Source organism: Parabacteroides gordonii MS-1 = DSM 23371, assembly GCF_000969825.1.
Taxonomy (GTDB): Bacteria; Bacteroidota; Bacteroidia; order Bacteroidales; family Tannerellaceae; genus Parabacteroides; species Parabacteroides gordonii.
Map to the genome: position 1 here is coordinate 1,448,145 of NZ_KQ033919.1, position 13,369 is coordinate 1,461,513.

Annotated in this window: 6 protein-coding genes; 1 reads left to right on the forward strand and 5 read right to left on the reverse strand. The window is 45.3% G+C overall.

Going from position 1 to position 13,369, the window contains the following annotated elements; all coding sequences use genetic code 11:
- Positions 1-108 precede the first annotated feature (108 nt).
- From HMPREF1536_RS05905 to HMPREF1536_RS05925, 5 genes are all read right to left on the reverse strand, one after another.
- Positions 109-3,852, reverse strand: coding sequence for a DUF6383 domain-containing protein (locus HMPREF1536_RS05905; protein ID WP_028727731.1), 3,744 nt, complete (start codon positions 3,850-3,852; stop codon positions 109-111).
- Between the two features lie 518 nt (positions 3,853-4,370).
- The gene (locus HMPREF1536_RS05910; RefSeq protein WP_044192147.1) at positions 4,371-5,138 is read right to left on the reverse strand and encodes a glycerophosphodiester phosphodiesterase; all 768 of its coding nucleotides are present in this window, start codon (positions 5,136-5,138) and stop codon (positions 4,371-4,373) included.
- A gap of 18 nt (positions 5,139-5,156) precedes the next feature.
- Positions 5,157-8,324, reverse strand: a complete 3,168-nt coding sequence (locus HMPREF1536_RS05915) for a TonB-dependent receptor (RefSeq protein ID WP_028727729.1) — start codon at positions 8,322-8,324, stop codon at positions 5,157-5,159.
- Positions 8,325-8,505: 181 nt separating this feature from the next.
- The gene (locus HMPREF1536_RS05920) at positions 8,506-9,126 is read right to left on the reverse strand and encodes a hypothetical protein (protein WP_374938063.1); all 621 of its coding nucleotides are present in this window, start codon (positions 9,124-9,126) and stop codon (positions 8,506-8,508) included.
- A 106-nt stretch (positions 9,127-9,232) separates the two neighbouring features.
- Positions 9,233-9,853, reverse strand: a complete 621-nt coding sequence (locus HMPREF1536_RS05925) for a porin family protein (RefSeq protein WP_028727727.1) — start codon at positions 9,851-9,853, stop codon at positions 9,233-9,235.
- A 512-nt stretch (positions 9,854-10,365) separates the two neighbouring features.
- Here HMPREF1536_RS05925 and HMPREF1536_RS05930 point away from each other — a divergent pair.
- Entirely contained in the window at positions 10,366-13,362 is a 2,997-nt protein-coding gene (locus tag HMPREF1536_RS05930; protein ID WP_028727726.1) for a SusC/RagA family TonB-linked outer membrane protein, read from the forward strand.
- Positions 13,363-13,369 lie beyond the last annotated feature (7 nt).

Sequence of the window (13,369 nt, forward strand, 5' to 3'; positions counted from 1 at the left end):
TTAGCTGATAAAACCGGACAGGGTTGGTAACAAAAAAGGCGGTGTGCCGTATGCATTCCTGCATAACTGACACACCGCCCGGGTATTTAATTACTAATATTTATCTGGTTACTTCACGATAGCTTTAACAGCCTTTTCACCTTCCACACTTACTATTACAACTCCCTGAGGTACAGGTATCGTTGCATTGTCGGAAGTGACAGTCTGGTTTACAAGCGGCTGACCCAATACGTTGGAAACAACGATCATCTTACCGCCTGCATTGCGTATGCTGATAGAACCGGTACCGGCAACTACGCTGATGGTTGAAGTCGAAACTTCATCGTTGGAAGTTGCAAAGTCGTCGGTATCTTCCAGGTTGAAGATCTGAGACTGGTTGATCAGTTCCTGCATGTTCTTGTCGTCATCTTCATGATTTCCGTTTTCTACAGTAAACTCAGCCAATACAGGCACGCCATTGTGGATCTTCACCCATGCACCCTTGAAGGAAGCGATCTGTGATACGCCGTCCAGGTTAGACTCGAGCAAGAAGTCCTTATGATCGTCGTCTGTGTAACGCAGAGAGAATGCATAGTTCTTATGCAGGCCGTCTACCGGTTTCTTTTCGAAGAGCTCTTCATTGTACAGGTCGCGAGGATCAAGAACGCCGTCTTTAGTTCTCAGGTCTGCCAATTTCTTACCGTTCTTCAGAATATACAAGTATTCGCCGTCTGCATCTACCTGGTGAACACCATCCACGAAACCAAGGCGGGTGTAAGACTGCCATTTGTAAGCGTCAGGATTGTTCAACATGTTCGTGCCGCCCTTTACAGAGTCAGTCAGGTTGATCAGGAAGCTACCGGCCAGGTAACCGTTGTAATCACCTTCGTGCTCGCAACCCGGGTTGTAACCGTGTGTGTTACACCACTTACCGTCTGCTACGGAATCCGGACGTACAACCAACAGGTACTGAGGCATACGGTCGGTAGATTTTACTACATAATCTGCATAGATAGCAGTCGTGCTGTTTTCACCCGGTTTGATCATTTCTGCTGTCAAGCCTAAGAAGTTGAATTCGTCCTTAGCACCCGGTACGTTTACTGCATTATTAGAGTCTTCATACAGGAATTCCTTTCCTGCACCTCTTGCACGGGACAGATTGATCGTCTTACCTTCTTCGCCCAGATCCATATACAATGGACGGTCGTCGGTGATAACGGCAAAGGCGGATGAGCGGTCTTCAGCTTCTTTATCCAGTTTGGTGATGCTTAACTTACCGATACCGTCGATGCAATGCGCTTGTCTCCAACCGTTGAATGCGTAAGAGTATTTCGGGATGTAGCATTTCTCATATTCTTCACAATCGTCACAATCGCCCGGATCAGGAGCAGGAGTATTGCGTAAAGTCAAAGAAGCAGGATAAGGACCATTATCATCTGGATTTTCAGGACACTCAGGACACTCACACTCATCACAATTCATCTTGTTATTGAAGATATCGATCAGGATATAACATTTGTCATCGTCTTTACGCTGGTCGGCTTTCAGATAGAATACACCGAGCTTGCCTTTGCCGGCTTCAATATCGTCGCGGCTCATCGGCTGATAGTAAGCAGTCTTACCGAATTCTTCTACCAGGGCGATATACATCTTATCGTTATCGATGAGGTTCTTATCGCTCACTTTCAACACATAAGCAGTACGAGATAATTGCGGTAAGCCGGCAACACCTGCACCGTAACCAAACTCATAGTTGGTTGCTTTAAAGTCTTCCGGAGCAATTTCCAGTTCATAAGTGGTAGACTGGCTTTCTATCGGCATGAAGGTATTGTCTACTACATTCAGATAGAGGTTGCCGTTAGCGAACAGGTTATAGTTCAAACGATACTTGGTGTAAAGCAATGATGCCGGATCAAGGTGTTTGTATCCGTGATGTTCGCTTGTCAGTGCTTCGTTATCTGTTACCGGAATGAAGTTATAGTTATGCAGGTGGTCTAACATCCAGAGACTGCATGAGCTACAACTGTTGTATTCAAATCCGGTATAGTTTTCATTGATCAGGAAAATATTACCGTCTTTATCTTTATATAACTGGCCTTCAAAGACCGGAACAGTATCCCGGCATATATCCCAGTAATAATCTCTATCATAATACCTCCTGAGATCTACTGACGGAGTTTCACCTTCAAACAACGTGTTATAATCGAATGCATATTCACGGTTATAGATAGCAACGGTAGAGCGGTCACCGCAACCGGTATGCTTAACAACCCACATGGTAGCAGGCATGTCGTCATAGTTCTGATCGTCTTCCGGAGCATCGAACATCATGCGTCCTGCCAGATTAGCCACCACATTCTTACCGTTGTCGGCACTCTTGATAAAGTAAATTCCTTCCGGCAATGTGGTACGTGTCAGATAATCGAAGTCACGGTTCTTGAAGAAGAAACGGGTCTGTAGAGAGCCTGGGAGCTCATAGCCGCCATCCAATTCAGCATTCTTAGCTGTGAGTACAGACGTCTTATCAGTCAGGTAAGCCAAACGGAGAACTACCGGACCGTATGTGTCGTTATGCTCCGGAGCAGCTACTCCATTGGCAGCCCATATCGCTGCCATATCATTATTGGTAGAGTTGAACGCATATTGAGCATTTACCCATTGGCCGGAAGGTGCATTTTTCTGCAAAGCATTCATCGGCTCGATCACCAGACTGTCTTGTGAAGGATAATAAGTGAACTTGAAGAGAGAACGGGCAATCCATGCTTTTGGTGTCAATCCAGTGATATCGTCCGGCATATTACTTGCATCCAGATCGCCTTCCATAAGGTCTAATTTCAGATCTTTACTGCTATTGGGGAAGTATTCGGTACTTACATATAAAGTACTGTAAGTTTCATAATCACCCTCTCTATCTCTTTCTCCCGGAACCTGTAATCTTACATACTGGTATGCATCACCGGATTCAAGCCCAAGAAGCGCATCGGCACTATTTATTGAAGGGAAATAAGAGTCGTCATTCTCCACTGCGATAAATTGATTGGTCAGCAACGGGCTAGCCACAGTCGGCTTAACTGTTGCGTCGAACTGCAAGTTCTTATCTTTTGGCAGAGATTCCGCTCCCCAGTTATTTGTATACTGGAAATCGACCATTTGATTAACAGTTTTGGCATTTAATATGATACCACCGGCAAGAATAGGTTTTACCTTAATGATATCACCAATGATATTGGCCATAGCATCACCGGCTTCTGTTTTTGAATACTTCCAGGCCTGAAGCTCATTGTATCCATAATCGTTGTTCTTTTGCAAAACAAGAACCGAGTCCTGATTGCTGAAATAAGAATACAAAGGAGCAAAGTCGAAATCATCCACCTGCTTATCAGTCGTGTACCAAGCCCAGTTTTGTGTACAACCACCCAGAAAAGATCTGTATGGATAATCGTAAAGGCCATTCTCTAAGCCTTCCTGAGTATAAGCTTTCACATGCCCATACTCCAACTCCATATTTGTTTCTTTGTTCACAAACACGAAATTTTTCCCGCTACGTCCATCATCGGTAGCTTTGATAGACCACAAAGAATAATTGATTGGGCAACCAGAACTCGGCTCTACCAGCTTCAAGATCAACCCATTGGTCCCATAATCATAACTAAGGTCGCGATACTGCACCAATAGCTTGCCATCTTCATCTACCAACTGGTACCATTTGTCTGCTTCAAAATGGTTTACTTCATTATCAATCTCATCACTGCTCATTACTTCCGTCGGGCGATACGTAATCTTATGTCCGCCGTAATTTTGGGCATATACATGAGTTGAAACACACACCGACAACAACAGGCCGGCAATTAACGAGGTAATTGTTTTACTCATAAATTCTAAATTAAGTAATACTAAAATAAAGTTCTATATAAATCCTTTTCTATAATCTTCACTTATTCATCCGGATAAAGAATTTATCCGAAGATGGTTACAACCAACTTATCAGGGGAATGGTACAAAGATATAAATAACAATTTAATAGCAACTCTGCCATTACACTTTTTTAACCATACGGTCAGTTCTATTATCAAAGGTGAGGATATTCATTACAAAATCCCGATTTTAACCATTCGGCATGCCGACATTGTGACAGGCAATAATAGTAGCTTTTATCACTAAATAGCACAAAACAAAAAAATAGGCCAGTCAGTTAATAACCAGCCTATTGCAGTCTCCTAAATTTTCCCAAGAAGGAAACGCAAGTTTCCTGCGGAAGAAACTGTAATTTCCTAGGCGGGAAACTTGCGTTTCCTCCTGAAGAAACTCCAGTTTCCTTAGCAGGAAACTGAGACGCGACAGTATGTCATGCCGGGACTCTCCTACTCCCACAAGACTCTGTCTACCTTATTTTAGTTTTTCCTGATAATCTCCTTCAGCTCTTCGGGTTTGTCGGTAGTGATAAAATCCACTCCCTGTGAGATCATCGACCGCATGACAGCCGGGTCATCCACAGTCCAGACATTAACGGTCAGTCCGGCCTCTTTCGCTTCGCGGATCCATTCGGGATGTTTGTCGAATACCTTATAATGATAGTCCAGTCCGGTAAAGCCCAACACTTTAAGATCGGCCGGAGATACTTCACCACGCAGGTAAGCGACCTGTGCAGCAGGGGCACGGCGGATCAGCTCCTTACAGATATTCATACTGAAGGAGATATATTCCACCTGCTCTTCCAGCTGATACTGCTGAACCAGGGCCAGGATGGCAGTTACCGCCCGGTCTTCATTCACCACTCTTTTGTGGGGCTTTATTTCAAGGATCAGTTGTGTTCCCCGGTTCTGCTTACCTTGTATCAGGTATTCTTCGAGGGTAGGAAGTGTTTCCCCGTTTTTTAGTTTCAAATCTTTTATCTGCTCATAAAGAGAAGTTTCGATGCAGAATCCCTGGATGCTGTCGTCATGATTGACCACAGGGATACCGTCTGCCGTGAGGCAAACATCGAATTCCGAACCATAAGCACCTACTTCATGCGCTTTATTCAACGCTGCGATAGAGTTTTGCGCAGAACCTTCACAGTCCCAATAGCCACGGTGGGCAATTACTTTTGTCTGGGAAAATGCACTGCTTCCGCAAAGGAAGGCGGTAAGCAGCATCGTTAAGATCAATCTTTTCTTCATTGTTTTATCTGTTATGTATTAGAATCCGTAACGAAGACCAATCTGTACCTGATAAGGGTTACCATTCAGATTAGAAACACCGGTATTTGCATTAACATTGTAAACATACTGTTTTTGTTCGGAATTGAAGCTTTTGATCGAATAAATATTTTGTTTACCCAGGTTATGACCGGAGCCCCAGTTCTTGCTGAACAGGTTGGCTACGTTAAAGATATCCACCGACAATTCGATGTTTTGTGTTTTATAGATTTTGAATTTCTTGGCAATACGCAGGTCGAACGTTCCGTAGAAACCGTTCACGCCACCGTTGCGTTCAGCCACTTTACCGAAACTCTTGCGGATATACTTCTTGGTGCTTTCTTCTACATCCGGGTTATCGAGTATGGACTGGATACCTTCGCGCAGATACTGAGGAGTAGCCGCGTCGTTCGGATCATAGATGTAAGCCAGGTCGTTGGAAGAGACAAAATCACCGTTCACATTTCCGTTCACAGCCAGTGAATAGCGCGTTCCGCCCAATCCGGAGAAGCGTAAACCGACACTGACGCCCCAGAAAGTAGGAGCTGTTCCATAGAAAACGACTTTATGACGGAACTGGTTATCGGAATAGCTCATCCGGCTCAAATCACGGGGATCGTCGACCACCATCTTGGAGAGGGTGGCCGAGTTTGCCACATTCCCGTTATATGAAGTATTATCTCTTGTATCATTCCAGGTGTAACTGAAAGCGATCTCGCCATCATTCAGATAACGCCAGGTTCCGTCGACAACGAATGCAAACTGGTTCACCTTTCCTTCACTGTTCAGTTCGAGTACACGGCCTATTTTATCCGTCTTGCGCCCTTGCGTCCAGTCGGCTGAACCGTTTGCCGGGTTGATGCTTTCGGCAGGAACATAGACCCCGCGGTTTCCTTCGGCTGCCAGGCGGAAGAAAGGCTCGTCGGCCATATTGCGGTCTACGTACATATAATTATTACGTCCCAGCGTCATAAAACCGCTTACTCCTATTTTCAGGCGGTCTGTAAAGAAGTGGGTATACGAGAAGTTCGCTTTATAAACAACCGGCACCTTTGCATCGGCTCCGTTCATATTGATCGTTGCCAGCTTGGGGATATCCGGATTATTAAACAGATCGGCACCGGGAGCTGTCGACGGGTCTTTACGGTAGGATTCGAAATCGGGGGTCGGCACCAGGTCGCCTGTCAGGTCGACGGATAATACTTTGGTTCCGTCGAATACCATGTTGTTAATCATTGCATAGTTATTGATATCGGAAGCAAAGATACCACCGCCGAGGCGGATGATGTCGGTATGCTTTTCATTCACGTCCCAGGTGAATTGCAAACGGGGTTGTACCTGGAAAGTAGTCAGGCCATTGTCTGTACGCAAGCTTAATTCATCGTAAACCGTCTGGTTGAAGTTCCCTTTATTAAAGTAATTGGCATTATCGATACGAAGTCCCGCAGTCATTTCAAATCCCGGGAAGAGTTTGGTCTGCAACTGGCCGTACACCCCTGTGTTCAGGATATTCTGTTTGACACGCTGATCGGGATCCAGATATACTTCACGCACATAGCGGTAAGGCTTCAGGTTATTGAAGTTATCCATCCCGGTGAAGTAGAAACGGCCGTTCGCCTCGCTGCCATAACGGGAGTCCATGTTGGTGTACATCAGGTCGGCACCAAAAGTAAAGTTGATCTTATTGGTCGTATAATACAGGTTATCTACCAGATGCAGTACATTATTATAGAAATTCTCCGGAGAATAACGCTGGCCGCCTAACTGGATGGTTGTATAAACATCCTTACCGTCTACTGTGGATTGCACTCGTTCCACAATAGCACGGGGGATATTGGCGGAAGGCAATTGCTTATTCGGCGTACTCTCTTCCGAAGTGTACAAATGTTGCAGTTTCAACTCGTTAGTAATACGGGGCCCCAACACAGAACGCAAAGTTGCCAGGATGCTATTGTCGATGGAATGCACATCACCGTACACTTCATACAAGTTGATAGAACTGTTGTCACCCAGTGCCTGCTTGTTGCGATCGTTCACATAGTTGTCGCGTATGGTCAATAAGTTGGTGGCATTCAGTTGCCAGTCGATACGGGCAAAAACGGCATCCGTAGCCTGTTTCTTATCGAAGGAACCGAACTGAGGCGAATTGGCTACTCCATACTTATTGCGTGCAATCTCCAGATACTGATCCAATGTGGATTGTGTTACGTTATAACGCTTTTCATCGGCTGCACTTTTGATATCGGCAATCTGCAACGGACGGGAGTCCGCCTGATGATCCCAAGCCAGGAAGAAGTGAGCACGGTTCTTGATGATCGGCCCGCCCAGTGTCGCTCCATACTGATAAGTAGAGAAGCTGGCATCACGATCATTACCGCGAATATCATAAGGACTTGAAAGCCAGTCGGCACGACCGTATACAAACGCACTTCCCGTCAGGGTATTCGTTCCCGATTTAGTAACTGTGCTGACAGCCCCACCTCCACTGCGTCCGTAAGTGACATCATATTGGTTGGTCACAACCTCAAACTCGCGAACAGCTTCCATCGAGATCGCGTAAGGCCCTCCGTTACGGTTGGTCGTACCGCCCGAGGTCGGATTCTTTGCCGACATACCGTCGATCGTAAAATTAGTGGAAGAGGCCAACTGCCCGGAAAGGCTGCTTCCCGTACTCAACGGGGAGAGATCCACCAACGAGGTAAAGTTACGCCCGTTCACCGGCAGCTTGGTAATATCCTTTGCCGTTACCGAAGTGGCCGCCCCAATCTTCGGGACTGTATTCTTTAACGAATTGGCTACCACTTCCACCGCTTCGATCTCGACCGATGCTTCCTGCATCTTAAAGTCCACATGGAGCATATCACCCTGATTGAGCGAATAGCCTGTTTTCTTTTGTTCGCCATAACCGATAAAAGATGCAGTCACCGTATAAGGCGATCCCAACGGCAATTGCTTGATGATGTATTCTCCTTTCTCATTCGTCATAGAACCGGTGAAGAAACCGGTCGACTCATTTTTCACCTGGATGGTGGCTCCTATCACTGTTTCGCCGAACTCATCCACGACCGTTCCGGTAATAATGGCTTGCGTACTTCCCTGTGCATTGACAGCCGCAGAGAAACAACAAAGTAGCATCACCCATGTGACTAACCTGGTAAATAGTTTCATAAACAATCTTTTAATTTTATTTCCATATAAGTTTGATGTCGCAAAAGTAGCCCCGGTATATTGCAGAGGTGTGACAACAAAATGTATATTCATTAACATTCCGCTTACTTTTCTGCAACAAAAAGCCCGATGAGCAAGTTGCTTCACCGGGCTACATTAAGCGTATGTCTATAAGAGGAGTTCAGTCTTCCAGGGTCTTGATTATTGAAGAGGCTATCTTCGATGAACTTTTGCGGCTGATCTTACGCACCTTATCCGGGTTCTCCAGATTCATGCAGGTGAAGTAATTATTACCGCGATAAATCTCCTTTTTATCCTTATCATATAGCGAATAGCTTACGATATGGAATAAAGTACGAAGAGGCTGTTCCTGCCATTTCAGATAATGTTGGTTCAGCACCAACAGGTAATCGGCTCCGGCCTTGTTCAAGACTTTCTGTAGTTCTTCCGTAGGCACGGCCGAGAGGTCGGAATAGCTGTCTTCACTTTCTCCGTTTACCTTGATCTCATTCAGCACCTGTCCGTCTACCAGATTATCCGTTGCCGGGATAAATTTACAACCGCCTTCCTTTACCGCCGCTGCGATATTCTCTGCGATAATACTATTATATTCGCGGTCGATACGATCGGCTTGCATACCGGTTTCTTCCGCGATCATTCCGTTATAGAAATAGTTGGACTTCACATTATCATGCAAGCCGACAATAAGGATCTGCTTGGCATGATAGTTGTTGCTTTCATCCTTTTTATTTCCTTTTGCTGAAGCTGTTACTACAGTACCCAGTACAAGCAACAGCATCATAATAACCTGAACATTGAATAACTTTCTCATAATTCTTTTCATCATTGATTTTGGTCACAAAGGTAAAGCCGCCTGATTGCAGCGTTGTTACAAAGGGATAAAGTTCCTATTTCATCCGAAAACACCAGCCGACATTGATTTGTATCACACCATTGTTGGAAGTATTATCATACATCGAGTCGCTCAGACCTCCGGCATCTTTAAATATATTCGTCAGCCCGATATTATAATTGGCAGAAACCACCAGACCGCAATCGAACAGATAACCGGCTCCCACTCCCAGGGAGAAATCAACTTTATTCACATTTTCCCTTATATTACCGGTTATCTGCTTCCGGTACCCCGGCATATCGGAAACAACCATATCGCTCACATTCGCTCTTACATTTATTCCCAACTGGGGGCCGGCGAAAACATTAAATCCTTTAAACAGATAGGCTTTAACATAGACCGGAATATTCAGATAATCACATTTCAGTTTGGAGGTCACGCCTTTATCATCATACTGATACCCCTGCATAGAATAATACAACCCCGGTTCAAGGGCAAACCGCGACGAAAAACGATACTCACCGGCCACACCGATATTAAGCCCCGGCCGCATATCCGCTCCATAAGGAGTCAGGTTAGCCAGATTAAGCCCGGCTTTAGGTATAAAAGAAAACTCCTGGGCATTTACCTGAACGGAAACCAGAAGTACCACAACAAACATTATCCATCTTTTCATATCAGTATTTTATTTATGTATACCTATATGATGATTCTTTGTAAGGAAATGTTGCAACGGATTATGAAAATAATAAGCGGGAGATTTATAGAGAGCTATAATTACCATAGTTCTGTACGAACTATGCGGAATAGATCAGACTGAGAAAAACACTGTGCAAAAATAATAAAAAAGGAATACAAAATGATAAAATATCATTTTTTTATTCTAATATCCGCAAGGTTTATAAAATACTTTTTCACACGGCAGCCAGACAGATTACATATTTTAAGACAAAAACCTCCACCAAAGGCCGCTTCCTCCCTGGCAAAAGACTGTCTACCCTGCATAAAATAAAACAGTTCGTACAGAACTATGGTATGTATTTCAATGGAAACACAAAATCTAATATAACTCTAATATCTAATAATGAGGCCTATGGTGTAAAAAAAGTATCGTTTACCTGAATACGTACCAGATACGTAATTTTTAATCAATTCAATTTATTAAATCTAACTAGTATTAATTAAATTATGAAGAAAGCAATTCAATCGATTTCTTTCAGAGATACAGTTTATGTATCCACATTCTGTCTGTTACTCTCTGCATTTCCTGCAAATGCAAAAGAGGTAAACAGTTATAGTTCAGAAGTATTACCGGTGACTAACATCACACAACAGAACAAAACAGTCACAGGTACGGTGGTCGACACTAACGGGATTCCTATAATAGGTGCCAACGTAGTGGTCAAGGGCACAACCCACGGAAACATCACGGATGCCGACGGTAAATTTACAATTGAGAACGTTCCTGAAAACACTATTTTACAAATCTCTTACATCGGCTATAAAACGCTGGATGTAGCCGTAAGGAGCAAGTCGAAAGTAGAGGTCACCCTCGAAGAGGATTCAGAAAATCTACAGGAAGTTATCGTGGTCGGTTACGGTAGTACGGTGAAAAAAGACCTGACAACAGCCGTGACAAGTGTAAAAAGTAAAGACTTCCTGCAAGGAGCATCCAACAGTCCTTTACAGATGATCGACGGTAAGGTAGCCGGAGTATCCGTATCCAACACAGCCGCTGCCGACCCGAATGCCAGTCCCAGCATACAGGTGCGCGGTGCCTCTTCCCTGAAAGCAGGAAACGGGCCGCTGATCGTTATCGACGGTATGCCCGGTGGGGATTTGCGTAACCTCGCCCAACAGGATATCGAGTCGATCACGGTATTGAAAGACGGTTCCGCCGCAGCTATTTACGGTTCACGCGGTGCAAACGGTGTTATCCTGGTTCAGACCAAACAGGGAAAAGCCGGTAAAGTATCTATCACATATGACGGGTACGCCGAACATGACTTCGTGGCCGCACGGCCGGAAATACTGAGCCCGGAAGAGTTTGTTGCCAACAATATCGGAAAAGACTACGGTTCGCGCACCAACTGGTATGACGAATTGCTCAACAAAAATAACTTCGGACAAAACCACAACCTCGCTCTATCCGGAGGTAGCGAGTCTACTATCTTCCGTATCTCAGCCAACTATCGTTCCAAAGAAGGACTGGATATTGCGACCGACCGCAAAGAATACGGTTTACGTGCCAGCTTCAAACAAACAACTTTAGAAGGCTTACTGGAAGTGACAGGAAACATTTCCTATCGCTATGCCGATGAAGATTACACGGATTACGGTAGCTTCAAACAGGCTGTCGAACTGAACCCGACCTATTCAAAAGATGAAATGGATGCCTTCCGCAACAACTTCGACAGCTACAACCCCATCTTCAACCTGACAAGACGGGAAAACGGAGCTACACAGGAATACCTGACCACCGACTTCAACATCAAACTCAACATCCTGAAGAACCTGAATACGGAGTTGAAGCTCGGCCGCCAGGGACACGACAAAAAGCAACGCGAGTATTATTTCAAAGACCACCGCGAGTCTATCAACAACAGCCGTAACGGACGCGCCCGCCTGGAAAACGAAAAGTGGGTCGATTATACATTGGAATGGCTAAGCAACTATTCACTGGATATAGACCAACACCACCTGAAAGTGATGGGCGGCTATTCGTATCAGGAATTCAACTGGGAAAAGTTCAATGCGGAAAACATGAACTTCCCGACAGACGCTTTCCTGTATAACAACCTGGGAGCAGGCGATTACAACAAAGCGGACGGACGCCTCGGAATGGAGTCGGATAAGAACAAGGAAAAGACAATCGCTTTCCTGGGACGTGTCAACTACGATTTCGATAATACTTTCCTGTTCACCGGATCTATCCGCTACGAAGGGAATACCAAATTCGGTACCGATCATAAATGGGGTGCTTTCCCTGCAGCTTCCGCCGCCTGGCGCGTTTCCCGTCTATCCTTCTTTGAAGACTCACAGACGGTGAACGATTTGAAACTTCGTTTCTCTTACGGACAGACCGGACGGTCGGGCTTCGACAAATATATCTCCCTGGCGAAATATACCGGCTACGGATGGATGCCGAACAGCGAAGGTAAATGGGTTCAGGTATACGGGCCGGGAAACAACCCGAACAGGGATCTGTCTTGGGAAAAACAGATATCCTACAACCTGGGTATCGACTATACCTTATTCAACTCCCGCCTGTCCGGTAGCCTGGATCTTTTCATCCGCGAAGGGAAAGATGTGATCGGAGAATACCAGGTGCCGGTTCCTCCCTATCTGCATGAAAAGATCATGACGAATGTAGGTACGACCAGCTCCAAAGGCTTCGAATTGCAGATTAACTGGGATGCCGTACAGACAGATAAATTCACTTACTCCACCAACGCTACGCTTGCCTATACCAAATCGAAGCTGAAATCATTCTCCAACGAGAAGTACGAGCTAGGCTATATGGAAGGCGACGGTCTGCCCTCACCGGGAAACCCCGGCCCATGCCAACGTTTGCAGGATGGCATCGAGATCGGTTCATTCTACGGATACCGTTATGCAGGTGTCGATGAAGATGGAAATATCATGGTGTACAAAGGCGGGGAAAAAGGAGGGGAAACCCTGCGTGGCCGCGATGCCGGAGAAGCCGACAGAACCTATATCGGCAACGGTACTCCCAAATGGGAAATGGCCTGGGGCAATACCTTCACTTACAAAGGCTTTGACTTGTCGCTCTATTTTCGCGGACGTTTCGATTACCAGATCCTGAACCAGTATCAGATGTATTACGGTCTGCAAGGTGTAACCGGTATCAACAAACTGACATCTGCCTATAAGGAGAATGCCCATATCAAAGGCGAGAAGATCATGTGCGATTACTTCCTCGAAAACGGTAATTACCTGAAACTGGATAATATCACGTTGGGATGGACACCCAAGCTGAACACGAAATGGATCTCGAACCTGCGTATCTATGCCACCATGAAGAATGTGTTTACCATCACCAAATATTCGGGCGGAATGGATCCGTCGAGCGTCGACGTGACAGGCTTATGGGCCGGCAGAGGCAGTATGGACTTATATCCGACAGCCCGCAATGTATCATTCGGAGTTCAAATCAGTTACTAAATTAAAG

What these genes read in the sequence shown, in the direction of transcription:
- HMPREF1536_RS05905 (WP_028727731.1), bottom strand. Translation starts at nt 3,852, where the DNA reads ATGAGTAAAACAATTACCTCGTTAATTGCCGGCCTGTTGTTGTCGGTG.
- HMPREF1536_RS05910 (WP_044192147.1), bottom strand. Translation starts at nt 5,138, where the DNA reads ATGAAGAAAAGATTGATCTTAACGATGCTGCTTACCGCCTTCCTTTGC.
- HMPREF1536_RS05915 (WP_028727729.1), bottom strand. Translation starts at nt 8,324, where the DNA reads ATGAAACTATTTACCAGGTTAGTCACATGGGTGATGCTACTTTGTTGT.
- HMPREF1536_RS05920 (WP_374938063.1), bottom strand. Translation starts at nt 9,126, where the DNA reads ATGATGCTGTTGCTTGTACTGGGTACTGTAGTAACAGCTTCAGCAAAA.
- HMPREF1536_RS05925 (WP_028727727.1), bottom strand. Translation starts at nt 9,853, where the DNA reads ATGAAAAGATGGATAATGTTTGTTGTGGTACTTCTGGTTTCCGTTCAG.
- HMPREF1536_RS05930 (WP_028727726.1), top strand. Translation starts at nt 10,366, where the DNA reads ATGAAGAAAGCAATTCAATCGATTTCTTTCAGAGATACAGTTTATGTA.